At 55.1% G+C, this 26,310-nt stretch carries 18 protein-coding genes; 9 read left to right on the top strand and 9 right to left on the bottom strand.

The features are described from left to right. Window positions 1-93 precede the first annotated feature (93 nt). Window positions 94-2,475, top strand: a complete 2,382-nt coding sequence (locus L977_RS06995; protein ID WP_047625453.1) for a glucose/quinate/shikimate family membrane-bound PQQ-dependent dehydrogenase — start codon at window positions 94-96, stop codon at window positions 2,473-2,475. Between the two features lie 89 nt (window positions 2,476-2,564). Here L977_RS06995 and L977_RS06990 read toward each other — a convergent pair whose 3' ends face one another. From L977_RS06990 to L977_RS06975, 4 genes are all read right to left on the bottom strand, one after another. Continuing rightward, window positions 2,565-4,256, bottom strand: coding sequence for a methyl-accepting chemotaxis protein (locus L977_RS06990; protein ID WP_045134056.1), 1,692 nt, complete (start codon window positions 4,254-4,256; stop codon window positions 2,565-2,567). A gap of 160 nt (window positions 4,257-4,416) precedes the next feature. Continuing rightward, window positions 4,417-5,535 (bottom strand): S-(hydroxymethyl)glutathione dehydrogenase/class III alcohol dehydrogenase, encoded by a 1,119-nt coding sequence (locus L977_RS06985; protein WP_047344214.1) that lies wholly within the window; start codon window positions 5,533-5,535, stop codon window positions 4,417-4,419. 30 nt (window positions 5,536-5,565) lie between these two features. Beyond that, window positions 5,566-5,841 (bottom strand): metal/formaldehyde-sensitive transcriptional repressor, encoded by a 276-nt coding sequence (locus L977_RS06980; RefSeq protein WP_047625450.1) that lies wholly within the window; start codon window positions 5,839-5,841, stop codon window positions 5,566-5,568. Between the two features lie 187 nt (window positions 5,842-6,028). Beyond that, the gene (locus tag L977_RS06975; protein WP_045268124.1) at window positions 6,029-6,571 is read right to left on the bottom strand and encodes a cytochrome b; all 543 of its coding nucleotides are present in this window, start codon (window positions 6,569-6,571) and stop codon (window positions 6,029-6,031) included. Window positions 6,572-6,740: 169 nt separating this feature from the next. Between L977_RS06975 and L977_RS06970 the strand changes: the two genes are divergently transcribed. From L977_RS06970 to L977_RS06950, 5 genes are read left to right on the top strand one after another with little or no spacing between them, the layout of a single operon-like run. After that, a complete protein-coding gene (locus L977_RS06970) occupies window positions 6,741-7,379 on the top strand; it encodes a thermostable hemolysin (protein ID WP_230688497.1) in 639 nt (212 codons plus the stop codon). Further along, window positions 7,369-8,811, top strand: a complete 1,443-nt coding sequence (locus L977_RS06965) for an AMP-binding protein (protein ID WP_032636599.1) — start codon at window positions 7,369-7,371, stop codon at window positions 8,809-8,811. Before L977_RS06970 ends, L977_RS06965 begins: the two co-directional genes overlap by 11 nt. After that, entirely contained in the window at window positions 8,808-9,473 is a 666-nt protein-coding gene (locus tag L977_RS06960) for a TenA family transcriptional regulator (protein ID WP_047625448.1), read from the top strand. The genes L977_RS06965 and L977_RS06960 overlap by 4 nt, the downstream gene beginning before the upstream one ends. Beyond that, window positions 9,460-10,266, top strand: coding sequence for an SDR family oxidoreductase (locus L977_RS06955; RefSeq protein ID WP_032636602.1), 807 nt, complete (start codon window positions 9,460-9,462; stop codon window positions 10,264-10,266). Before L977_RS06960 ends, L977_RS06955 begins: the two co-directional genes overlap by 14 nt. After that, entirely contained in the window at window positions 10,263-10,883 is a 621-nt protein-coding gene (locus L977_RS06950; protein WP_047625446.1) for a tetratricopeptide repeat protein, read from the top strand. Before L977_RS06955 ends, L977_RS06950 begins: the two co-directional genes overlap by 4 nt. Window positions 10,884-11,192: 309 nt before the next feature. On the opposite strand, the gene L977_RS06945 is transcribed toward L977_RS06950, so the two are convergent. After that, the gene (locus L977_RS06945) at window positions 11,193-12,149 is read right to left on the bottom strand and encodes a LysR family transcriptional regulator (RefSeq protein WP_047625444.1); all 957 of its coding nucleotides are present in this window, start codon (window positions 12,147-12,149) and stop codon (window positions 11,193-11,195) included. Between the two features lie 89 nt (window positions 12,150-12,238). Here L977_RS06945 and L977_RS06940 point away from each other — a divergent pair, with 89 nt between their 5' ends. Together L977_RS06940 and L977_RS06935 are read left to right on the top strand one after the other, a co-directional pair. Then, the gene (locus L977_RS06940) at window positions 12,239-12,715 is read left to right on the top strand and encodes a GNAT family N-acetyltransferase (protein WP_047625442.1); all 477 of its coding nucleotides are present in this window, start codon (window positions 12,239-12,241) and stop codon (window positions 12,713-12,715) included. A gap of 135 nt (window positions 12,716-12,850) precedes the next feature. Continuing rightward, window positions 12,851-13,123, top strand: a complete 273-nt coding sequence (locus tag L977_RS06935) for a DUF883 family protein (RefSeq protein ID WP_014883773.1) — start codon at window positions 12,851-12,853, stop codon at window positions 13,121-13,123. A 24-nt stretch (window positions 13,124-13,147) separates the two neighbouring features. On the opposite strand, the gene L977_RS06930 is transcribed toward L977_RS06935, so the two are convergent. Then, window positions 13,148-14,611: an EAL domain-containing protein gene (locus L977_RS06930; RefSeq protein ID WP_047625441.1), complete on the bottom strand. Its 1,464-nt coding sequence runs from the start codon at window positions 14,609-14,611 to the stop codon at window positions 13,148-13,150. Window positions 14,612-14,898: 287 nt separating this feature from the next. On the opposite strand from L977_RS06930, the gene L977_RS06925 reads away from it, so the two are divergent. Then, a complete protein-coding gene (locus tag L977_RS06925; RefSeq protein WP_032629235.1) occupies window positions 14,899-15,783 on the top strand; it encodes a hypothetical protein in 885 nt (294 codons plus the stop codon). Window positions 15,784-15,818: 35 nt separating this feature from the next. Here the strand turns inward: L977_RS06925 and L977_RS06920 are convergent, their stop codons facing one another. The 3 genes from L977_RS06920 to L977_RS06910 form a co-directional block, all read right to left on the bottom strand. Then, window positions 15,819-16,994: an HlyD family type I secretion periplasmic adaptor subunit gene (locus L977_RS06920; RefSeq protein ID WP_047625439.1), complete on the bottom strand. Its 1,176-nt coding sequence runs from the start codon at window positions 16,992-16,994 to the stop codon at window positions 15,819-15,821. Then, window positions 16,991-19,171 (bottom strand): type I secretion system permease/ATPase, encoded by a 2,181-nt coding sequence (locus L977_RS06915; RefSeq protein ID WP_047625436.1) that lies wholly within the window; start codon window positions 19,169-19,171, stop codon window positions 16,991-16,993. The genes L977_RS06920 and L977_RS06915 overlap by 4 nt, the downstream gene beginning before the upstream one ends. 72 nt (window positions 19,172-19,243) lie before the next feature. Next, window positions 19,244-26,310, bottom strand: a 7,067-nt coding sequence (locus tag L977_RS06910) for a beta strand repeat-containing protein (RefSeq protein ID WP_047625434.1), incomplete at its 5' end; no start/stop codon positions are given.

Genomic DNA, 26,310 nt, shown 5'->3' with positions numbered 1-26,310 from the left:
AAAGATGAATTCACCCGTGTTAATCATTATTCCCGCCGATTTTATTACCCAACTGGTACACCCGGCATAGCGGCGGGATCTAAGGAGACAGAAATGGCATTTGGCAGCGCGCCACGTGGGATACCGCGTATCCTGCAGTGGCTTCTTGCCGGACTGATGTTGCTCATCGGTCTGGCCGTCGGCGGGCTGGGGTTTAAGCTCGCCACCGTGGGCGGAAGTTGTTACTTCCTGATAATGGGCGTGGTAATGGTGATTGCCGCGATCCTGATTTTCCTCAATCGCACCAGCGGGATTGTCCTTTACAGCATCGCGTTTATTGCCTCGCTGGTCTGGGCGGTAAGCGATGCGGGCTGGGATTTCTGGCCGCTCTTCTCCCGCCTGTTTACCTTCGCCGTACTGGCTTTCCTTTGTGCCATCGTCTGGCCTTACCTGCGTGGAGCAAACCACAATTCCCCCAACAAGGCGCCTGCTTTTAGCGTTGCGGCGGTCCTGGCCGTGGCGATGCTGGTCAGCCTTGGCTGGATGTTTAAGCCCCAGACTCTCGTGGCGGCGAATGAACCCGTTCCGGTTAAACCCGTCGCACCCGGTGAGCAGCAAAAGAACTGGGCGCACTGGGGCAACACCACACACGGTGACCGCTTCGCCGCACTGGATCAAATTAACAAGCAAAACGTCAGCGAACTGAAAGTCGCCTGGGTTGCCCATACCGGCGATATTCCACAGAGCAACGGCTCTGGCGCGGAAGACCAGAACACGCCTTTACAGATTGGCGATACGCTGTACGTTTGTACCCCGTACAGTAAAGTGCTGGCGCTGGACGTGGACTCCGGGAAAGAAAAATGGCGCTACGATTCTAAAGCCACCGCGCCTAACTGGCAGCGATGCCGCGGTCTGGGCTATTTTGAAGACCACCAGAACGTGACAACGTCACAGGAAACCGCGCAGCCTGCCGCATGCCCTCGCCGTCTGTTCCTGCCGACCACCGATGCCCGCCTGATTGCCATCAATGCGGATAACGGCAAGGTCTGCGAAGATTTTGGCGACCACGGCACCGTGGATCTGAGCATCGGTATGGGTGAGATCAAGCCGGGATATTATCAGCAGACCTCCACGCCGCTGGTCGCCGGGAACGTGGTCGTCGTCGGCGGTCGCGTCGCGGATAACTTCTCCATCGGCGAACCCCCGGGCGTGGTACGTGCGTATGACGTTCACACCGGTAAGCTGGCCTGGGCGTGGGATCCGGGTAATCCGAACCTGACCGGCCTGCCGCCGGAAGGACAGACCTACACCCGCGGTACGCCAAATGTCTGGTCGGCCATGTCTTACGACGCCAAACTGAACCTGATTTATCTGCCAACCGGCAACGCCACCCCGGATTTCTGGGCGGGTGAGCGTACCGCGCTGGACGATAAATACAGCTCTTCTATCGTCGCCGTTGATGCCACCACCGGCCAGGTGCGCTGGCATTTCCAGACCACCCACCACGATCTGTGGGACTTCGACCTGCCTTCCCAGCCGCTGCTGTATGACCTGCCTGACGGCAAAGGCGGCACCACGCCTGTACTGGTGCAGACCAGCAAGCAGGGCATGATCTTTATGCTCAACCGCGAAACCGGTAAGCCGGTCGCGAAGGTAGAAGAGCGTCCGGTACCGGCTGGTAACGTTGAAGGTGAACGCTACTCACCCACCCAGCCGTATTCCGTCGGCATGCCGATGATTGGCAACCAGACGCTGACTGAATCCGACATGTGGGGCGCGACGCCTGTCGACCTGCTGCTGTGCCGTATTCAGTTTAAAGAGATGCGTCATCAGGGCGTCTTCACCCCGCCGGGTCTTGACCGTTCCCTGCAGTTCCCTGGCTCGCTGGGCGGAATGAACTGGGGCAGCGTCTCGGTTGACCCGAACAACAGCCTGATGTTCGTCAACGATATGCGCCTCGGACTGGCAAACTACATGGTGCCGCGCGCTAACGTGGCGAAAGACGCCAGCGGCATTGAGATGGGCATCGTCCCGATGGACGGCACGCCGTTCGGCGCAATGCGTGAACGTTTCCTGTCACCGCTTGGCATTCCGTGCCAGAAACCGCCGTTCGGCACCATGTCCGCGGTCGATCTGAAATCCGGCAAACTGGTGTGGCAGGTGCCTGTCGGTACGGTGGAAGACACCGGCCCTCTGGGCATTCGCATGCACATGCCTATCCCAATCGGGATGCCAACGCTGGGCGCGTCGCTCTCAACCCAGTCCGGCCTGCTGTTCTTCGCCGGTACTCAGGATTTCTACCTGCGTGCGTTTGATACCGCCACCGGGAAAGAGATCTGGAAAGACCGACTGCCGGTTGGCAGCCAGTCCGGGCCGATGACTTACGTCTCACCGAAAACCGGTAAACAGTACATCATCATTAACGCCGGGGGCGCTCGCCAGTCACCGGATCGCGGTGATTACGTTATCGCATACGCGTTACCTGATAAGAAATAAGCTGTGAAAAAGGGACCGAAGGGTCCCTTTTTTTGTAGGTCGATTTTGTAGGTCGGGTAAGCGAAGCGCCACCCGACACTGCTGGCGACTCAGAACGTCTCCCAGTTATCTCCGGAAACCGTCGCCGCCGGGCGCAACGGCGCGTTCTTCGCCACTGGCACAGACGTCACCGCGCGGCCAGGCTTCGCGCCGCTTAAACGAAACGCCCCCACAGCCTCGGTCAGACGTGCGCCCTGTTCTTCCAGGGATGCCGCGGCTGCGGATGCTTCTTCCACCAGCGAGGCGTTCTGCTGGGTCACTTTATCCATCTCCGAAATCGCCTGGCTGACCTGCACAATACCGCGGCTCTGCTCATCCGATGCGGCGGCAATTTCTAGCATGATGTCGGTCACGCGCTTAACCGCGTCGACGATTTCATTCATGGTGTTACCCGCAGCCACCACCTCACCCGACCCCTGATCGATAAGGGAAACCGACTCATTGATCAGGCTTTCGATCTCTTTTGCCGCGTTGGCGCTACGGCTTGCCAGCGTACGCACTTCACTGGCTACCACCGCAAATCCACGCCCCTGTTCACCCGCGCGCGCCGCTTCTACCGCCGCGTTCAGTGCCAGAATATTGGTCTGGAAAGCAATGCTGTTAATCACGGCGGTAATCTCAGAGATCTTCTTCGAACTGCTGGAGATGTTGCCCATCGTTTTGACCACGCCGGAGACCATCTGGCCGCCACGGCTGGCTTTTCCGGAGGCATCTTCCGCCAGCTTGCTGGCATGATGCGCGTTATCAGCGTTCTGTTTCACCGTGGCGGTTAACTGTTCCATGCTCGCGGCGGTCTGCTCAATGGCCGCGGCCTGCTGCTCGGTGCGCGAAGAGAGGTCAGTATTACCGGCAGAAATCTCGCTGGTTCCGCGATAGATCTCCTCCGCGCCCTGACGCACGGTGCCAACCGTTGTTTCGAGGGAGTGCTGCATGGTTTGCAGATCGCGCGTCAGACGGCCAATTTCGCTGCGTCCGGCCACATCGTCCGGCATCGTCAGGTCACCTTTTGCAATATTCTCGATACGTTTCGCAGCACGCTGTAGCGGATGAATGACCGTGCGGCGCAGCACAACGAAGGTCATCGCGGTCAATACCAGCGCCAGCACAAACGCGCCCACCATAAACATCAGCCCCAGCTGCGTGCGGCTGTGCGCCTGCGCCGTTAGCGCATTGGCACGGTCGGTGCGGATCTTAATCGCCTTCAGCAGCACGGCATTGTAAGCGTCATCCAGCGGGCGCGCGGTTTCATTTTCGTGGTTGATGATAGCTTCGAACATGCCGTTTTTGGCAAATTTGACCATCGGCTGCATGCCCGCGATATAGGCGTCGTAGCGCGCTTTCAGGTCAGCATCCAGCGCTTCGTCTTCAGCGGTACGCACGGAGCGATTCATATACGCGTTAAAGCTATCCTGGGACTGCTTGATACGCGTTTCCGCCTCGCTGATATTCTGCTTCATCGCATCCATCTCTGCGATACGGCTTGCCGCGCCGGCGTGGATCAGATTGATACGCGCGGTGCGCAGATGGTTTGAGCTGTTCGACAGCCCCATACGCACCTGAATCTCTGATGTGACATCCTGCAGATCGTTATCGGCCTGCAGCAGGAAATATCCCGCCAGACCCGAGCTCAAGGCAAACAGCAAAATAATGCCACCGAGAATGGAGGAAAACAGCGGAACCAGCCTGATGTGATGCAAGAAGCCCAGCTTACGCTGCGCCTGCATCGAAGTAGTGTTGTCCATGACCGTCGACTCTCTTATAGGTAAGATGCGTAAAAACACGCCTGTTAAGTAGTCATCGGCACGGCAGGGATTAAGATTACGGCTAAAAACGCCGCACTGGTCACACTTTAGAGAAGATTATTAAAGAAATGCCAGCGGCTAAAAACCGCTAGCAGAAGAGTTACTTGTCGCCGAAATGAATAACGGTACGGATAGATTTTCCGTCGTGCATCAGATCAAACGCTTCGTTGATCTGCTCTAGCGGCAAACGGTGAGTAATGAACGGATCGAGCTGAATCTTACCGACCATAGCATCTTCAACCATCCCCGGAAGCTGGGTACGGCCCTTCACGCCGCCAAACGCGGAACCGCGCCACACGCGTCCGGTGACCAGCTGGAATGGACGGGTTTTAATCTCCTGACCCGCGCCGGCCACACCAATAATGATGCTCTCGCCCCAGCCTTTGTGGCAGCATTCCAGCGCGGAACGCATGACGTTAACGTTGCCGATACACTCAAAGCTGAAGTCCACGCCGCCGTCGGTCATCTCAACAATGACATCCTGAATCGGTTTTTCGTGATCTTTCGGGTTAACGAAATCGGTCGCGCCCATTTCACCCGCCAGTTTGAATTTCTCCGGGTTAGTGTCGACTGCAATAATACGCCCGGCCTTCGCCTGCACCGCGCCCTGAATCACCGCCAGACCAATGCCGCCGAGACCGAACACCGCCACGGTATCGCCCTCTTTGACTTTTGCCGTGTTATGGACCGCGCCAATGCCGGTCGTCACGCCGCAGCCCAGCAGGCAGACTTTATCCAGCGGCGCCTGCGGGTTCACCCTGGCCAGAGAGATCTCCGCGCAAACGGTATACTCGCTGAAGGTGCTGGTGCCCATGTAGTGGTAAATCGGCTCGCCGTTATAAGAGAAACGGGTCGTCCCGTCCGGCATCAGCCCTTTGCCCTGCGTGGCGCGAACAGCCTGGCAGAGGTTGGTCTTGCCGGATTTACAGAACTTACACTCGCCGCATTCCGCCGTGTACAGCGGGATAACGTGATCGCCAGGCTTCAGGCTGGTCACGCCCTCGCCCACCTCCACCACGATCCCGCCGCCTTCGTGTCCCAGTACCGCCGGGAAGACACCTTCCGGATCGTCGCCGGACAGCGTGAACGCATCGGTATGGCAAACGCCGGTATGCGTAATTTTGATCAGCACTTCGCCTTTTTTCGGTGGTGCGACGTCGATTTCAACGATTTTCAGCGGCTGGCCGGGGCCAAATGCAACAGCAGCGCGAGATTTCATAGGTCTTCCCTTTTTGTCAGGTGTGTGGGTTTATTTTAGATAAGAGCGCAGCAAATGGCCGACTTCTGCCATGCGCGCGGCTCGCTGATCCGGCGTTGTCTCTCCCGTCACCAGCTCATCTTTGAGATGAATTTCTACCATTTCGCCCATCAGGCCATTGGCAGCACCGCGCACGGCGGCAATTTGCTGCAGGATAGCCAGACAGGGATCGCCCGACTCCAGTGCGCGTTCAAGGGCATCGACCTGGCCCCGAATGCGACGGACGCGAGTAAGAATACGTTTTTTATCTTCGGGTGAATGCGGCATACGCCCTCCTGATACTATAGGGGGGTATGGTATCAATGAAATCAACTTTCTGTAAACATTAAGTTTTATAGGGTTATTGCATGGGTTTATGCGATATGGGTAAAAGACAATATTATGACAAATGACGAATCAGGATGAGTGCTCCTCGGTATGCGAAATAACTACCACAACAAGGCGTTCTTAAAACTTATTTATGTCGATGTATTATCGGCAACATTCTCACCAGCGTGTTATCACGAACGAAGTAATGATGAAATAATGCGGCCAGAGCATGGAAACCGACAAGAAAATACCCGGCATTTGCAATAAACTCATGCACTTCTTTGAGGGTATGCTGTGCATCTGTATTAAGATAGGTGGCTATAGGCATTTTTATTCCAAAAAAGGACCATTCAATCTGCCCAAAGTAAAGCGATGCAATCCCCAGCAACGGTAACAGGAGAAACATTAAATACAACAATCCGTGTATTATTTTTGACGCCACAATTTGCCAGCGTGGTGGTGGTGGTATAATTTCAGGGTCGCGATGTGTCATTTTCAGGACAACCCGGATAATCATTAGCAACATAACGCTAAAGCCCGCAGTATAGTGCACTATCGCCATAGTTACACGGATCGGGCTACCCTTAACCGCCAGCCCTTTTAACTCCATAGCTGCATAGGCGATAATAATGGCTACAAATACAAGCCAGTGCAATGCGATCTGACTGCTGGCGTAATTTCTGTTCATTGCTCAATCCTTTTTTTTCGAGTATACGCCAGTATGTGTTGTTTATTCTTAAGAATACCTTAATTTCATTCACGACTTACAACATAAGAAAAAAATCTTTCTTAAGGTTGTCATAATATTAATCGCTCATATTGAAGATACTCATATGAGAGGTCTCATGATGCGAATAATGCCCCCCTACACTCTTAAATGGCTTCACGGTGAACACGAACAGAATGATATATCAGCGTTAATCCGTGAAAACTATCAGCAGGTTTATCAGGCTTCGATTTCCCGTTGCATGCCATGGCTTATTGGCCTTTACGATGCAAATGGTGAACTTAAGGCTGCCAGTGGCGTACATATCGCCTCTCAGGGATCTCTTTATCTGGAAAAATATCTCGATAGCCCCATTGAGGTAACGCTTTCGTCACGGCTGTCGCAATCTGTTTCTCGCGCCGCAATTGTCGAAATTGGAAATTTTGCAGCGAGGGATGGTGCAAGTGCACGAATCATGTTTGCAGCGCTCTGCCAGGTCCTTACTGAGTATCAATTTTCATGGATCGTGTTTACCGGTACGAAAAAAATTCGCAATACCTTTCATCGACTTAATTTGAATCCCATCCTCATCATGCCGGCCAATCCCGCTCGCCTTGGGAATGATGCACATGAATGGGGAAAATACTATCAATATGACCCACAAATTATGGCCGGTGAACTGGCTGGCGGTCATTCTGCGCTAACTCAGGGCAGTCTATTGATGAAGTTAATAAACACTTTACCCGAGGCTCCATGGACTAATCTGTCGGGAGAACATCATGTTTCTTAACGCACTGAAACAGCAAGCTCTTCAATACCCTGATCAAACTGCTCTTAGGGGTGAAACAACGTTATGGAGCTGGAAGCAATATTTAGAGGCAGTCGTAAACGCCGCATCGTTGCTCCACGCCCTGGGGATTAGAAGGCTGGCGCTTGAGCTTGATAATAGTCCGGAGTGGGCCATTATCGATCTTGCCTGTATATCTGTCGGGATCGTCATTGTACCCATTCCTCCCTTTTTCTCGGAAACGCAAAAAGAATGGGTGCGTGCTTCAGCGTCGATTGATGCGCAAATTGGTGGTGAGAGTATGTCTGGATGGCACAGACATGATTTCCCATTCGGTAAGCTGCAGGTTAGACAGTTAACTGCCCCAACGTCGTTGCCTGTGGGGACATCCAAGATTACCTTTACCTCGGGAACCACCGGTGAACCTAAAGGCGTGTGCCTCAGTCAGAAGGGAATGTTATGGACCGCGCAAACACTCGCTACCGCTCTGCGTCCAATCGCACCGGAGAAACATCTTGTCAGCCTGCCGCTCAGCATTCTGCTCGAGAATTTGTGCGGAATCTATATCCCATTATTAATGGGTGCAGAAACAGTGATATTACCCACGGCCCAGACAGGCTTTGAGGGTTCAAGTCAATTTAACCCCAAACGTTTTTTACAGGCCTTAGTGACATGGCAACCTGAAAGCCTGGTTCTTGTACCTGAAATATTACGGGTGTTAGTCCATCTGCATCAGGTGGCACCTGAAAGTACACGTTCTCTGCGGTTTGTTGCCGTGGGTGGCGGGAAAATTCCGACGCCGTTAATGGAACTGGCAGCAAATGCAGGCTTACCCGTTTTTGAAGGCTATGGGTTATCAGAGTGCGGTTCTGTTGTCGCTCTTAATTTGCCTGGTTCTTCCAAAAAGAGCAGCGTTGGCAAACCTCTGCCAGGTATAAACGTTACCGTTGATCCCTTACAGCAACTACACGTAACGAGTCCAGCCAATGCCCTGGGGTATCTCGGGGAGGAATCACAAAATACAACGGTTCCTACTGGCGACCTTGCAAGCGTTGATGATGATGGATTTATTCATATTATTGGCCGTTTAAAAAACGTTCAGATAAACGCATACGGTCGCAATTTTTCTCCAGAATGGCCTGAAGCAGAAGCGATGGCATGCCCTGCTGTGCGCCGTGTAGTCATTTTTGGTGACGGTTTAACACGTAACGTTGCGCTTGTTGATGCTTTTGAAGGACAAAAGGAGCTGGCGCGTCAACAGTTAATGCGTATCTCCGCGCATCTTCCAGACTACGCGCAATTTCACCGATTGCTGTTTACGTCCGAAATATCTTCTCCCGAAATGATTACCGCAAATGGTCGCCCTAAACGAAGCGCCATCTGGCAGTCCCTGAAACATATTATTCTCACCTGCAGCCAGGAGGAAGACGCATGAGCTTTTATCAGGAATTACAGAATCAGACCGCTGTAGAACGTCAACGTTTACTTAATTCACCTGTTATTGCGCGTTGCCAGACAGGCGATATCTCGGCGGAGATGTATATCGCGTTTTTGACACAGGCTTATTATCACGTCAGTCATACCGTCCCGCTACTAATGTGTGCTGGCAGCTGCCTTCCTGCCTCTCACGAAGCCGTACGTGGCGCAATCGCTGAATATATTGATGAGGAATATGGGCATCAGGAGTGGATCCTCAATGATATTCGCGCATGTGGGGGGAATCCTGAGGCGGTAAGGAATGGTATGCCGGGCCTGCCCATCGAAATGATGATCGCTTACCTCTACTACCGAATTGAGCGGGTAAATCCGATGAGCATATTTGGCATGGTGCTCGTGCTGGAAGGCACTAGTGTGTCAATTGCAACAGCTGTTGCGGCTCAGCTGGAAAATACTCTGGCGCTGCCGGAGCAGGCAACCACCTACCTGCGTTCTCACGGAGAACTCGATCAGGGCCATCTGCAATTCTTTGCGTCCCTCATGGATTCAATCACTGACAAGTGCGATCAGGAGGCCATCATCCACACGGCTCGTCGTATTTATCATCTCTACGGACAGATGCTTGACCAACTGGGAGATAACGCCCATGAATCTGCTTAATAAAACCGTTCTGCTAACCGGTGCCAGCGGAGGAATCGGTCAGGCGCTGGCGCGAGAACTGGCGCATAAAGGCGCGAGACTCTATCTCGTAGGGCGTAATGAAAAGGCAATGTCGCTTTTAAAGAATGCCATTCCTCACCCGGAGCGACACAATATCGCCCTGATGCGCAGCTATTCCGACGAAGAGATATTAGGGCTGGCGAACAGTCTGTCTCAGAATGGTGGGTTGGACATTCTCATCAATAACGCAGGAAGCAGTCGCTTTGCATTGCTTGAACAGCAATCATTCGACGATATTCGTGAACAGATCCGAACCAATATCGAGATTCCTGCCCTTCTGACCCGGGCCTTGCTGGATAAAATGAACAGACCTGGCATCGTGCTTAATATTGGTTCAATTTTTGGGGAAATAGGGCATCCGGCGTGGAGTGTATACAGCGCAACCAAGGCTGCGACACATCGTTTTTCCGAAGCACTTGGTCGGGAATTGCAGGGAAGCGGTATTACCGTTTTGTATGCCGCTCCACGCGCAACAAAAACCACGCTCAACAGCGAACAGGTTTACGCCCTTAACCAAAAACTCGGTAATAACAACGATTCGCCGATTTATGTCGCATCCCAGCTTGCACGGCTTCTTGAAACGGAGCAGAAACGGTATCGCTTTGGAATTATGGAGCGTCTGTTCGTCAAAATTAATGCCTGGTTTCCTCACGTCGTCGACGGAGCATTAGCAAAAAAATTACCTGTCATTCAGGAATTCGCCAGAAAATCGTTGAAAGGAGAACACAAATGAGAAAACTGTATGCTCTATTTCTTGTTGCAGCAGTTCCGACTGTAGCACTGGCGGACACCCCCCTCGAGGAATTACAACACGATTGGTCTGTGTGCCAGTATCAAACTCTGGAAGCCAAAAAAGAGAACTGCTTTAGTTCACTTAGTCAGAAAGCGCATCAGGCAAGTCAGATGAAAAACAACACAAGCGCACCACTGTTAATTTGGTCTGCAATCATTGATAGCAGCTGGGCTGGCGCAAAAGGTGGTCTGGGAGCATTGAGCCTTGTTAAACAAGCCCGCACTAACCTGGAGAAAGCGATTGAAATTGAACCTAACGCGCTTCAGGGATCGGCCTGGACAAGCCTGGGGGCTCTTTATTATCAGGTTCCCGGCTGGCCGATCGGTTTTGGTGATAAAGACAAAGCTGATGAAATGTTGAAAAAAGCGCTGGCCATCAACCCTGACGGTATAGACCCTAACTATTTCTACGGCGATTACCTTCTAAAAGAGAAAAGAACGGATGAAGCCAGGCGTTTTCTAACCAAAGCACTGAAAGCACCGGCTCGCCCAGGGCGCGAAATCGCTGACAACGGACGCCGTCGTGATATTGAAAGGGATTTGCAAAGCATTCCATAAAACACTTTCGCAGAAAATTACTGGATGCCGTTCGATAATTGACGTCAGAACGGCATACCAGCGACTAACATTCTTTCCGAAACAGGGTCATGTCAATATCAAGAACGCCTCTCTCATTCCTAATCAAATCCTGCGAAACCCTGTTACAAATAAAAATCGCAAGATCGGTCAGGATCCTGCCCGACCGCGCAGGCAAGGACGATACGCTGTCGGGCGTCACACTGGCTCGCTGGATACGATCTCCAACATCAATTTTGTCCACGAGGTGCCGGAACATGCGCTGCAAACGGATATCTATCTGCCGTTAAATTAAGACGAATGACTTCCCCCGCCATCGGCTGAACGTCTTACCGCCTGCGCCAGTTTATGCAGCTCCTCCTTAAGCCAGCGGGTCGCACCCCGCTGGCCGCTGCGTTTATGCGAGTAAATTTTCACTTCAAACGCGCGGATTGAAAACGGTAAAGCAAATATCCTGAGATCCGCAGCCGCGACCAGCTTCTCAGCCGCAAACCGCGGGATTGCCATCAGCAGATCGCTTTGTGCAACGATAAACGGGGCGCTGAGCATCGACGGCGTTTTGATCGCTATGTGCCGGGTATAGCCCAACTGCTCAAGCCGCAGATCCAGAACCCCTTGTTTCTCATTCCAGGGCGTGACCACCAGATGTCGGGCCGCGAGATAATCCTCCAGCGTCAGCCGTGTCCGGCTGGCGTTACTGATGACCACATACTCATCTTCGAACCAGCCTATCTCCTCCAGTTCCGGATGACGAATATCCTCCGAGGTACTGAACCCGAGCGCCAGATCCACTTCCCCGGCTAATAGCTCCGTCAGCGCCGGGCTATGGGGCAAATAACGCAATTCAAAACGCAAACCAGGGGCAGCATGCTGCAAGGTGTGCATCAGGGTCGGAAAAACGCAAAGCGCGGTAAAATCCGTAATCGCAATGTGTAAGCTCTCGGTACTGCTGGGGGCGTCAAACTCCGGCTGCGGGGTCAGCTCATGATTCAGGAATGACAGTGCGGAAGCGATGGAAGGTGCGAGCTGAGCAGCATACACGCTGGGGGACATACGATGCCCTTCCCGAAAAAAGAGCGGATCGTTCAGCGTTGCGCGCAGACGCGAAAGCGCATGGCTCAGTGCCGATGTGCTCATCGCCAGTTCATCGGCTGCCAGACGAACAGAACGATGGCGGTAAATCGCGTCGAAAACGGGCAACAGGTTTAAATCAAGACGTCGTAAAGCCGGATGCATAATATTCATCATTTGTTGATTTCATTGCACTTAATTCTTCGGACAATACTCCGTATGCTTAACGCCATCAATCGCGAAACAGACAAAAAGCAGGAATAACAATGAGCATTATCCTTCGTCAGGCCCGTCCCGAAGATGCCGCGGCCATTTACGCCATGATCTACGAGCTGGCAGTCTATGAAAAAGCGCCGGAAGAAGTGGTTACCACGCCAGAGGAGATCCGTGAAACGCTCTTTGGCGCGGGAAGTCACACCGAAGCGTTGATCGCTGAGTATGAAGGCGACATCATCGGCTATGCCGTGTTCTTCACCAGCTATTCAACCTGGCTCGGACGCAACGGTATCTATATGGAAGACCTGTACGTTTCCCCGGAGTATCGCGGTAAAGGCGCGGGAAGAGCGTTACTGAAACATATCGCGCAACTCGCGGTAAAGCGGCAGTGTGGTCGCCTGGAATGGAGCGTTCTGGACTGGAACCAGCCCGCCATTGATTTTTACCTGAGCATTGGCGCGCTGCCGCAGTCTGAATGGGTGCGCTATCGCCTTGATGGCGACGCGCTGCTGAGTTTTGCCGAATAACAGCGTCTCTCTGTGCGAGTCCTTTCGCACAGAGATATATCCGAAAACAGCCCTGCCAGGTGCCGAAATTAACCTTTCGTCTCTCATATCTGCAAAGAGCGGCTATCCTTTAATTATCAACACAAGGAGGCAAAGATGTCTGATTTCGGTACTGATAAAAACACCCAGTTTGCTGAAGATAAAGCAAAAAATAAGCTCGATGAAATTGCAGGTTCTGCACAGCAGCAGTTTGGTGAATTCGTCGATTCACCAAAGCACCAGGTAAAAGGCGCGGCTAAAAAATATGCCGCACAGGCCAGCGATGCGGTTTCTGATGTAACAGAAGCGGTCAGAAATAACCCGCTAACCGGCCTTATCGCCGCCGGTGCCGTCGGTATTGTTCTCGGCCTGCTACTGGGTCGTAAATAATCAAGGCCCTTCGGGGCTTTATTTTTAGCTAAACTGTCTTACCATGCGATCTAATTCCTCCTCCTTCACAGCCCGTGAGAGATAATATCCCTGAAAGTTTTTCACACCCAGCTCGACTAATTTTTCAAATTTCTCTTCACTGTCCACCCCTTCAGCAATGCAGTCCGTTCCGGTCATGTCGCTGTATATCTGAATCGCTTTAATCAGATTATAATCGTTGTCGTTCGCCACAAAATGCTCGACGATGTCGCGGTCCAGTTTCAACCCGTCAAAATGCACCTGCCTGACAGGAAACATGGTGTGATGGTTAGAGAAGCAGTCATCCAGAAACAGTCTGCACCCGGTATTACGCAGATGCCGCATGGTTTCAGGGATCTTCTTGTCTTTGGTCACATCGATATCTTCTGCAAATTCAAAGACAAGTTTTTCCGCCCACTGGGGTTTGAGCAACATGCCGATGGCTTTCCGGGCCATCTCCGGCAACGCTTTCCCGGAAGCGAGACGAGGCGGAATATTGACTGAAAAATAGAATTTCCCATTATATTTATTAATCCCGGACACGGCAGCGTGGATCACCAGGGCCGTTATTTTTAACCATATCTCGTGATTTGAAATGTCATTAAGAAAACAGGCTGGCTTGACTATTTTGCCGTTTTTATTCCAGCGGATCAGTATCTCAAAGCCCACCCCTTTTTTGTCGCGATCGGTAATGATCTGGTAGGCCGGGAAGATCTCCCTTTTCACCAGAGCATTAAAAATATCTGCTTCTTTATCCGTGAATTCTGCTTTAAGACGTTGGTTTTTGTGACTTCTTTCTGCTTTGAAGTTATGCGGATCGTTTAACCATCGTTTAATATAATGTAACTTCTGCACACCTTCCTTACGATGGGTATAAACCGTTTTATTAGAAAGCCCTAGCTTTTCGCACAGATCTTTTACGGACATACCGCGGTAGAAATTTAATAAAACGTCAATTTCTCTTCTTGTAAGCCATTTCAGATTTTCCTGCGGAGAATACCCCAGACAGTGATCGCGTAATAATCGCGAGTGGTCTTTAAACCCCTTATTATGGGTGTGGAAGCAGTTGATGACATCAGAAACGCTGGCGATCCGAATCAGTGATAATTGATGGCTGTTATGTAAAAGGCTACCCAGGGTGCGATATAACCAGCTGTCAGGTATATCACTATAAAGGGTCACGCATCGGATAACAGGCAATGCATTCAGTACGGATGCCAGCCGCGTCAGACTTTCCAGCAGAGTGACAATCCCTTTACCCGGAAACACAACAATGTGAGCTTGTTGATTATTAAGGATATTTTCCCTATCCCGTTGGCAGACATCATCTCCCTCAAAGTGGATATGCGAAGCGTCTATGCCGTACTTTTTCAGGAGCAAAGCATACCCCTGGAAGGTAAAACCGCAGGTTGAGATGACAAACCGCCGATCGTCGCGAGCAACATTTCTGTGAGAAATTTTGTGGGTCATAACCTGCTCCTGGGCACAAAATCGCCATTCTTATTATGAATACGGAATATGTAATACAGCTGGTGTATAGAATAATTTTACAGTACGCCATCAGGTTAAGATACTGTTATCAACGTTCCGCACCGGAACATCTTTGCGTTAATCACTCTCTCTTCTGTCGACAAATGTAAATATATCTTTCTTTTCAAATAACGACGGCAAAACACTGTTTCTCAGGTATAATGAAAATTCCGAAAAAGAAGACTGGATACTTCATCTATCGGTTCATCAAACACGAGAAAAATGCTATGGATAATCACATCTCATCCAGGGCCTTGCTACATCGACGGGATGTTATAAAGAGCAACCCACGATTTGGTGAGGCAATATTAGAGCACTACACAATTAATGACACCATCTATAAAAAACAACCTTTGTTCTACAAGACAATGCTTCAGGAAGCGCGGTTCAACATTATTCTCGCCATGTGTTGTTTTATATTTGGCAATCAGGCCGAGTCAGTATCTGAGATTAAAGAGCTATGCTCCCGCTATAAAATAGCCAGCCCTAATAGTGTGATTGCGATCATTACTCTTCTCAGAACCACGGGGCGCATCAGGACCTGGCGCTGTACGGATGACCGTCGTAAAACACGAATAGCCCCGACCGAAAAAGGATTGAGTGAACTTAAACGCTATATGTCCGGTGCATTTTTGCCCGTCAGCATTCTTTATCCGACGTTTAATATTGATGTAAACCTGCTGGATAATGACACATTGAGAAATAATTTTTTCCGCCGCGCAGCGGAATATCTCTTCCGGGGATTAACCTTCAGGAAAGTGTTACCCGAGGTAGGATTATTTATCGATAAAGATGGCGGACGCATGATTATGCTTTATCTTTATCTGCAGGCCATAAAAAACAAATCTGCTCATGGTGCAGTGATTGATTATTCAGCCAGCACGCTCGCGAAAGAATTCTTTGTTTCGCGGATCCACGTCAACCGGATTATCAAAACAGCGCAAGAGGCAGGATATCTGAAAGATCGCGGTGACGGTCGCCTGTCGGTGTATCCGGCTTTTCTCGAACTGGTCGAAAACTATGCCGGACTCTATTTCGCGTATGTCACCCATTACATTAACGTGGTACCGAAAGAACGACGCCACCCCAACAACGTCACATTAACGGTATAATAAAAATGGCGTTCGGTTCCCCGAACGCCCTGCCCTTATCTCTCCCGCAGCGCTTCTTTCGCTTTGTTGAGCGGCTTCAACAGATAATCAAGAATGGTTTTACTGCCGGTTTTGATATCCACCGTCGCAATCATCCCCGGAAAGACCGGAAATTCCTTACCTTGCTTATTGGTCAAATGGTTACTGTCGGTGCGGATATAAACGCGGTAGTAGTAGACATCCCTTTTCACCTCATCCTGCAAAGTATCCGGTGAAATCATGGTCACTTCCCCTTCCAGCCCACCGTAAATGGAATAGTCATAGGCCGTCACTTTTACCAGCGCTTTCTGGCCGGGATGGATAAATGCCACGTCGCGCGGGGAGATTTTTGCCTCAACCACCATCTGATCGTCCAGCGGCACCAGGCTCATCAGTTTGCCATTCGGCGGAATAACGCCTCCCACGGTCGTCACGTCAATATCCTTCACGATGCCACGCACCGGCGCATTGAAGGTCAGCCGGGTCAGGGAATCCTCACGTCCTTTCATCACCGAACGCTGAGCTTCAATTTCCGCGTTGGCTTTTGCCAGTTCTTCACGGGCGCGAACGTAATACTGGTTTTTCATCTCGGTGATTTTATTCTCAAGCTCATTTTTTTGACGCTCAAGACGTAACACCTCCACCTTGCTGGCCGCCCCCTGGGTCACCAGCGGACGGGTTAACGACAGTTCACGCTGCACCAGTTCAGCCCCCTGGCGCAGGCCGGCCAGCCCTTTTTCCAGGCTTTCGCGACGGGACTGATAGAGCGCCGTCTCTTGTTTGACCAGTTCAACGTCGTCATCCAGTTCTTCGGGAAAAATCAGCGCCGTGTCGTTGACCTCGGCCTTCAGGCGCGCCGCCGTTGCCAGCGCGGCATTCAGACGGGACTCACTCTCCAGCACGCTGGACTCGGTTTTTGTCCGGTCTAACTGCGCAAGCTGCTGACCGCGTTCGACAATGTCGCCTTCGCGCACCATCAGGCTGTGAATAATGCCCCCTTCCAGGGACTGAATCACCTGCTCATGCGAAGACGGAATCACCTTGCCGCTGCCGGTGGTGACTTCATCAAGCTCGAACAGGCTCGCCCAGGCGATAAATACCGCCAGCAGGGCGAACAGCGCCCATGCCACCAGCGACGACCTTGGCAGGCGTGGCTCTTTCAGACGGCTATTTAAACGGGTTAAATCATTCATGCCACACCCTCCTCAGCAACCGCCGCCGCTTTCATGGTCACGGTGCGCTGCGCGGCTTTTGGCGTCGCCATACCGTGCTGATGCAGGATCGCGTCGCGCGGGCCGTCCATCACCACCTTGCCGTTTTCCAGCACAATGATGCGGTCAACCAGGTCCAGAATTGGCAGGCGGTGGGTGGCCACCACCAGCGTCCGGCGCTTGCCCAGCCACTGGTGAAGATGCTGAATAAACTGCTTCTCGCTCACTTCATCCAGCCAGGCGGTAGGCTCATCCAGCAGCAGAATCGTCGGAGAAGTGATCAGCGCGCGCGCCAGCAGCAGCGCCTGACGCTGCCCGCCGGACAGCCCCGTGCCGCCTTCATTGATAAGGGTGTTCAGCCCCATTTTCTGCTTGCGCACAAACTCCAGCGCGCCGCTGTTCACCAGCGCCTGATGAATTTCTTCGTCAGTCGCCAGTGGATTACCCATCAGGATATTGTCCCGCACGGAGCCAAAGAACAGCCGCGCCTGCTGGCTGAGCAACTGCATGTCGCGACGCAGATCGGCCGGGTCCAGATGGTTAAGCGCGATATCGTCCAGCAGGATGCTGCCCTGCTGCGGCTCCTGCATGCCCGCCAGAAGTTGCAGCAGCGTGCTTTTGCCGGAGCCATTTCGGCCAAGCACCGCCACGCGCTCCCCGGCACGGATCTGTAGCTTGCTGATGTTAAGCACGCTGAGTTTCTCTTCTTCATCGTAGTAAAACCCGACGTCCTCCAGCAAGTAGTCGCCGCGCAGATGGGCTTTATGCACCTTCTTCCCGTGCTGCGGATCGTCAATCGGTCGCTGCATCAGGTCGTCCAGCCCCTTACGGGCCACTTTTGCCGACTGCCAGCGGGAGAGCACGCCTGAGATCTGCGACAGCGGCGCGATGGTGCGCGACGCCAGAATCGAGGTTCCTACCAGCGCACCGGTGGTCATATCCCCGCTGATCACCAGATAACAGCCCACCAGCAGGACTACCGCATAGACGATAGACTGCACTTCCTGGGTCCAGGTCAGCAGCAGGCCCGTCAGCCAGCGCTGCTTCATGCCGACGCTGGCGGCGACATCGTTGGTGTTATTCCACTGGTTCTGAAAACGCTGCTCGGCGCGCATCAGCTTGATGTCCTCAATGCCCTGCACCGCCTCCACCAGCGTGGCGTTACGGATAGCAGATTCGCGCATCCCCTCGCTGGAGAGTTTGCCCAGCGGACGCTGCACCAGCAGGCCCGGAATCAGCAACAGCGGCACGGCGAGAAGCACCACCAGCACCAGCGGGCCGCCAATCATCCACAGAATAAAGACGAACAGCAGGAAGAACGGCAGATCGGAGATCGCCGCAATGGTAGTGGAGGTGATGAGTTCACGCACCGACTCCAGCTCGCGGATCTGCGCAATAAACGAACCGGTTGATTTGGAGCGTGCGCCATTTTTAATCCGCAGCGCGTGGGCAAACACACGCTCTGAAATGCGCAGGTCGGCGCGTTTCCCCACCACGTCAGATATATGCACGCGCAGCATGCGCATGACGAATTCGAAGACAATGGCGATCATGACGCCGCCAAACAGCACCCACAGCGTGGCTTCTGATTGCGACGGTACTACCCTGTCGTACACCTGCATGGAAAAGACCATGCCAGAGAGAGCCAGTACGTTAGCCACCAGCGCCACCAGCATAACGTCGCTGTAGCGTCGCCAGTCTTTCAGCGCCAGCTGCCAGAACCAGTTTTTCTCATACGGTTTAATGTAATCGTCCACGCGGGCATCCGGTGTGGACTCCAGCGGGCGCAGCACCAGCAGGGTTTTTAACCGTGTCCCGAGCGCTTCCAGCGTCAGCGTCGTCTCCAGGCCACCGTCTCCGCTAAACTGCAGGCTGACGTTGCCTTCGTTGTCCATGCGGGTAATCACTGCGATTTGTCCGCCGGTGAATTCCGCCAGCAGCGGTAAACGCCACGGATCGAGAGAGACCGCTTCCGCCGCCACTACACGCATCCCCAGCCCTAGCTGGCGAGCCATCTCCTCCAGCACCAGCTGGCGCGGAGACTGACTTTCATGGTTAATCGTGACCCGAACATGTTCCGCGGAAAAGTCCAGCCGATAGTGCTTCGCGATGATCAGCATGCCCTGCAGCCAGGGTTCGTACTGTGGATGTGTCTTCATAATCTCCGGGTTAACGCTATTCGTGTATAGAAATGCCAAAAGGCCGCGGGGATCGCTCCCCGCGGCAGGGTTTTACGCAATTAACAGTTGATGATTAGCCAGCAGCGTCGCTAGATCCGTCTGCACGCCGTTCAGCGTCACCAGAGTGGTTGGCGAGAACTGGCCGCCGGTACCGTCCAGGTCAACCTGGATCTCGGTATTGCTGCCGTTTTGCACCACGCGGATGTAATCGGTGATATTGCCCGCGCTACTGTCCAGCGTCGCCACGCCGTTCACATAGCTCGCTGAGCCCGTGCCGGTATAGCCGCTGTCTGAGAGCAGATCGCGCAGGTCAATACGGTCCGTGTCCGCCGTCCCTTCCCAGGTGCCGACGGTAAAGCCGTTCACCACATCGTGACCGTTACCGCCCGTGGCATCCGACGCGTTGATCAGCTTGTAGAGCAACGTATCGTGACCGCCGCTGCCGATGTTGAAGGTGTCATTCCCGCCGCGGCCTTCGAACCGGTTATCAGCGCTGTTGCCGGTGATAACATCGTCGAAGTCCGAACCGTTAATGCCTTCAATATTCAACAGCCGTGTGGTACCAAAGCCAGTGTCCTGTGCGGTTGAAAGGCGCAGGTCAACGGTCACGCCGGAGGTCGCATTGCGGTAATCCACCACGTCCATCCCACCGGTGTTGCTCCAGGTGTCGTAGTCGGAATGGGTATTCCAGCCGCCGGAGCCGTTGTAGGTATAGGTGCCATCTTCTGCAATGAAGGTGTCGTTATACCCGGTCCCGGTGATTGTCCCGCTGTGGCCGCCGGTCGCCGCTTCGGCCGTCAGGACGTAGCCCTCTTTGCCGTTACCCGCGTCCAGACCGCTCCAGGTGACGTTATCCGACACACCGTTGGTGATCTTCACAATCTCTGCCGAGTAGGTTTCATTCGGATCCAGACCGTAGAAGCTCACCAGCGCAGAGGTATCGTTCGACCCGATACCGGACTGGGCGTTGATGATCTGCGAGGCCACCAGCACGCCTGCGGCGTTATACAGGTTGACCGTGTTGCCGTAGTAAGCGTTGATACCCTCGCTATCGACAATGTGCAGATGCATCGCGGTGCCGTCCGCAATGGTTTTGCTGTTCTGAACCAGCACCACCTTGCCGTTCTGCTGAGACACCAGCAGATCCTTCGCGCCGTCCCAGTTGTAGTCCACCGCGGCCACGCCGGTAGCGTAGGCGATACCGGATGCCAGCTGGCTGGAGGTCCAGGTGGAACCGTACCCGTTGTTGGTGAACAGGGTCGCCGTTTGTGACGCGCCGTAGGTGCTGAGCTTGATGATGTCCATCTGCCCGTCGCCGTTCCAGTCCACCGCCACCGACAGATACCCCGCCGACGCGTTAGAGGCTTCCACCGCGCTCTTGGTGGTTGAGAGCTTCCCGGTGCCGTCGTTGTAGTAGATCACCCCGCCGTTGTTGTTGTAGCTGCTGCCCAGGTACAGATCCATGTAGCCATCGCCGTTGAAGTCTGCCCACGTCATGGACGCCGCCGTGGTGGTGTTCGCGGCGTTGACCACAAACACGTTGGTCAGGTTCTGGCCGATAGAGAGCGTGCCGTTGCCGTTGTTGTTGATTACGGTTAACGAGTACGCGCCGCTGCGGTTGGTGTGCTGAACAATATCCACCGTACCGTCGTTGTTCAGGTCAACGCCGGAGATTTCACGCATGGTGGTGAATTGTCCCCAGAAACCTGCGCCGCCGTTGGTGCCGTCGGGCGACAGTACCCCGTTGTTGTTGATCAGGTACGTAATGGAGTCTGCACCCGCATCGCCGTAGGCCAAATCCAGATAACCATCACCGGTTTTGTCGTACGCAATCACGCCGCCGTACCAGATGGTAGTGCCCATTCCCAGCTGGCTGGCGTTATAGGTGCTACCATCGTAGGTCCACATCACCTGCGTGGATCCCGCGTAGGTGTTCTCCGTGGCGAAAATGTCCTGCGTGCCGTTACGGTCAAAGTCAGCGGCGGTCTGGCTCACCACGTAGTAATTACGGGTGTTGGTCAGCGTATTTCCGGCATAGGTCGAGCTATCGCTGCTGGAGTAAGACTGGCCGTTCGCAATGATATTCCACAGACCGCTGCTGTTCATGCCAAGGGTCATGGTGGAGTTGTTGCTGTTCCCCGCCGTGGTTGCCCAGTCGGTATTCACCGTGGTGGTGTCAATCACCAGGCTGCCGGTGGTCGTCCCGGTGGTATTGCCGTTACCCGCGCTGCTCTTCACCTGCGCCGTCACGCTGTAGCTCGCGACGTTCAGCGCATCGCTGTCCGGGATCTGCAGATACCAGGTGTTGTGATCCGGATCGACCACCACCGCACCGCCCGTCTGGGAGGTGTAGGTTTTCCCGTTCACCGTCACCACCAGATACTCACCGTTCACCAGATCGGCAGAGACGGTCCCGCTGACGATCGGCGTGGTATCCGACGTGGTCTGCGCGGTAATCGCCGCCGTGGTGGTCGGTATGCTGGTATCCACGCTCAGCACAAAGCCGTCCGATTCCGTATAGTTACCGGCCTTGTCGGTGACACGCACAATGTAGGTGTGATTGCCATCGCTCAGGCCGTTATCCTGGAAGGACCAGCTCGCGCTGCCGTTCATGGTCACCTGGCCGAGCAAGACGCCATCGCGGTAAAGCTGGACGATCTCGCCATCGTCCGGGGCGCGGTTGAGCGTCCCGTTGATCACCGGTGAGTTATCGTCAGTGGCGACCGAGCTGCCAAAGGTGCCCGTACGTTCCCCTTCAACGTCGGTATAGCTCACGACCGTTCCCACCGTGTCTGGCGGCGTGGTATCCACCGTCACCACCTGCGACGCGGTAGAGCCCACGTTGCCCGCCTGGTCGATGATCCGCACCTGGTAGGTGTAATCGCCGTCCGCCAGATCGCGGGTATCGGTGTAGCTCCAGCGCTGGTTGGTGACCGTGGCGTCAGACCAGGTATTCCCGCCGTCGAGGCTTATCTGCACGCGCTCGTCGTTTGCCAGCGCGTTGCCCAGCGAGCCGTTAATGGTCAGCGTGGTGTCCATCGTGATGAAATCACTCCCGGACTGACCGGTATCTTCGCTGATGCTGTCGATGGTGATGCCATACTGCGGCGCCTGAGTATCCACCGTCACCGCCTGCGAGGTGGTTGCCCCGACGTTACCCGCCTGGTCAATCACCCGCACCTGGTAGTTATGGCTACCGTCGGTCAGGGTACGCGTATCGCTGTAGCTCCACTGGGTCCCGCTCACGGTGGCATACACCCAGGTGGTGCCGCCATCCATGCTCACCTGAACGAACTCACCCGCCCCCAGCTCTGCGCCAAGCGTGCCGTGCAGCGTGTACGAGGTCGAACTGGTCAGGAAGTCATTGTTGTCAAACCCGGTGTCGACGGTAATGTTATCCACGGTCACCGTAATCGCCGCATCCGGGGCGACCGTATCAACGGTCACCTGCTGATGAGCGCTGGCCCCCACGTTGCCCGCCGCATCCACCACGCGAACGTAGTAGTCATAGGTCTGGTTCCCGAGCGTGCGGCTGTCGACGTAGTACCAGCTGTTGCCGGTCACAATCACGTTCTGCCAGGTGACGCCGCCGTCGATGCTGATCTGGGCGTACTCGCCGTCAGCCAGCGTCGCGCCGAGCGAGCCGTGCAGCGTCAGGGACGTATCGTTGGTGATAAAGTCGCTGCTGCTCAGGCCGGTATCGTCGCTGATGCGGTCGATGGCGATGGTTTTGCTGGCGTCCGGCGCGACGGTATCAATGGTCACCACCTGGCTGGTGGTGGCGCTGATATTCCCAGCGTCGTCAATCACGCGCAGCTGGTAGTTGTAATCTCCGTCGGCCAGCGTACGGCCATCGACATACGTCCAGCTCAGCCCGCTGACGCTGACGTCGGTCCAGGTCAGACCGCCGTCGAGGCTGATCTGCGCGTGGTCACCGCTGCCCAGCGCCGCGCCGAGCGTCCCTTTCAGGCTGATCTGGTTGTCGCTGGTGATGAAGTCACTGTCGGACAGGCCGGTATCCTGGGAAACGGAATCCACGGTAATGGTCGTTGCCGCCGGTTTCGTCAGATCAATGACCACGTCCTGGCTGTCCGTTGACCCCACGTTGCCCGCGTTATCAATCACCCGCACCTGATACTGATAGGTCCCGTCGGTCAGGGTGCGGCCGTCCGTATAACGCCATGTGGTGCCGGTCACGGTCAGGTCAATCCAGGTTGCCCCACCGTCGAGGCTGATCTGCGCCTTCTCGTTATTGCCGAGCTGCGCGGTCAGCGAGCCGTTGACCACGACCTGAGCGTCGTTGGTGATGAAATCACTCGCGCTCAGGCCAGTGTCGTTTTGCAGAGAATCAATGCTGATGCCCATCGACGGCGCGGTGAGATCCACGGTGACGCTGTGGTTATCGCTGCCGCTGTTGCCGATGGTGTTGCTGACCTGCGCGTTAATGACGTACGAACCGCCGTCCGCCAGCGCGGTCACGTCTGCGCTTCCGACCGTATAGCGCCAGGTACCGTCATTCTGAACGGTCGCCGTGTAGGTTTTACCGTTCAGCGTGATGGTCACCGTCTGGCCCGCAGGCGCGTCGGTGGTGCCGCTGATGACCAGCGGCGTGCCGTGTTCGGCGGCGCTGACAATGTCATCTTCCGCAAAGGTGTTGATGGTGATAGTTGGGACATCACCGTTCAGCGTTACGTCGTGCGTTGCGCTGCCAGGGTTACCTGCTTTATCACTCACCGTGGCGGTAATCGCGTACTGCCCGTCACTCAGGCCGAGGAAGTCACGGCCCGGCACGAAGACCGACCACGATCCGTCTGCCCCGACGGTGGCCTGATAGCTGTGCCCGTTGAAGGAGACGGTCACCGTCTGGCCCTGTTCCGCCGTGGTGGTACCGCTGATGGTCTGGCCCGCCAGCTGCTCGGCATTGTTAACGATGTCGTCATCGGCCACGGTGCTGATGGTCACGGTCGGCGCGACGGTATCCACCGTTAAGGTGTGCGTCGTCTGACCGCTGTTCCCGGCTTTGTCGTTGACCGAGGCGGTCACCGTCAGCGCCCCCTGGCTCAGCGCGGCCAGATCCGCCGCGGGTACGTCCAGCGTCCAGGTGCCGTCGTTGGCCACGGTAGCGGTATAGGTTTTGCCGCCCAGCGTCACGGTAACGGTCTGGCCGGCCTCGGCGCTGGAGGCACCGTGAACCGTCAGCGGCTGCTGCGCTTCTGCCGCGTTCAGCACATCGTCACCCGACAGCGTCGCAATGCTTACCACCGGCGCGGTGGTATCTACGCTGATGTCGTGCGTTGCCGAGGCGCTGTTACCCGCGCTGTCCTGCGCCGAAACAGACACCTGATAGCGTGCGCCATCGGCCAGTGCGCCTACGTCGGCGGCCGGGACGGTAGCCGTCCAGGTGCCGTCGCTCTGAATCGTGGCGGTGTAGGTCTTGCCGTTCAGGGTCACGGTCACCTGCGTACCGCTGGCAAACTGGGCGCTGGAGCCATTAATCACCAGCGCATTACCCGCTTCTGCCGCGTTGATAACGTCATCGCCGCTGAGGGTATTTACCGTCAACGTCACGGAGGCGGTGTTGACCACCACGTCGTGCGTCTGGGTGCTGCTGTTGCCCGCGCTGTCGGTAATGGTTGCGCTCAGCGTCACTGTGCCGTCGCTGAGGCCGGAAATCACGCTGGCCGGCACGCCCACGCTCCAGTTGCCGCTGGCGTCAACGGTGGTGGTGTACTGGTTCGAACCCAGCGTAATGACCACTTTATCCCCGACGTTCGCGCCGGTTGCCGTGCCGCTGACGATCTGCGCCTGTCCGTGTTCCACGCTGTTGATCACGTCATCGCCCGCCACAACGTTAACGCTGACGGTCGGTGGCGTGGTATCAAGCGTAATCGCTTTACCCGCGCTGCCCGGGTTACCCGCCGCGTCGCTCACGCTGACCTGCACGGTATAGCCGTTATCCGCCAGTGCGGAGAGATCGGTGCCCGGCACGTTGACGCTCCAGATACCGCCCTGCTGCACCTGCGCGGTGTAGCTCTTACCGCCCAACGTCACGGTAACCGTCTGCCCGGCTTCCGCGGTGGTGGTACCGGAGATGGCCACGCCTGCGGACGCTTCGCTGGCGTTGATCACGTTATCGCCCGCGACAGTATCAATGGTGACGGCTGGCGCGGTGGCATCCACGCTGTACTCGCGGCCCGCAGAGGCGCTGTTGCCGTTCACGTTAGTCACGCTCACCTGCACGCTGGCATCGCCGTCTTTGAGGCCCGCCAGATCTGCGGAAGGCACGGTAGCCGTCCAGTTGCCGTCGGCATCCACTTTCGCGGTGTACGTCTTCCCGGCGAAGGTGATGGTAACGGTCTGGTTTTCCTCAACGTTCGACGTGCTGCCTGAAAGCACCAGATCCGCGCCTTTCTCCGCCGCGTTAATCACGTCGTCGGTAGCAATCGCATCAATGCTGATGGCGACCGCGGCCAGATCCACGTTCACATCGTGGCTGATGGAGACCGGGTTACCCGCGGTGCTTTGGCCTGCCACGGTAACGGTGACCGTGCCTGCTGCCAGCGCCCCCACGTCTGCCGCCGGGATTGCCGCGCTCCAGGTACCGTCTGCCAGCACGGAGGCGGCATACGTTTTGCCGTTGACGGTCACGGTGAGCGTGGTTCCCACCGCCAGCCCGTCGCTGGAGCCGGTGACGATCAGGTTCTGACCGTGTTCGATGCTGTTGATCACGTCGTCACCCGCGACGGTATCAACGCGCAGGCCCGGCAGACTGGCGTCTATAGCGATTTCGCGCTCGCCCGCCCCGGTATTGCCATGACCGTTGGTCACGGTCGCTGACACCGTCAAATCGCCGTTGCCCAGCGCCGTCAGAACAGACTCCGGCACGCTCACGGACCAGGTCAGATCGTTCTGCACCGTCGCGGTGTAGCTGTTGCCGCCAAGGGTCACGGTAACGATATTGCCCGCCTCCGCGTTCGTCACGCTGCCGCTGAGGGTCTGGCCTGAAGCCACTTCCGCCGCGTTAATGACGTTATCGCCCGCCACGGTGTTGATAGTGACCGTTGGCAGCGCGGTATCCACCAGCAGGTTCGCGGTGTTGCTGACGCTGTTGCCCACGC

It is taken from the genome of Enterobacter sp. ZOR0014 (assembly GCF_000798855.1).
Taxonomy (GTDB): Bacteria; Pseudomonadota; Gammaproteobacteria; order Enterobacterales; family Enterobacteriaceae; genus Enterobacter; species Enterobacter kobei.
This window is presented reverse-complemented; position numbering and strand designations above follow the sequence as displayed.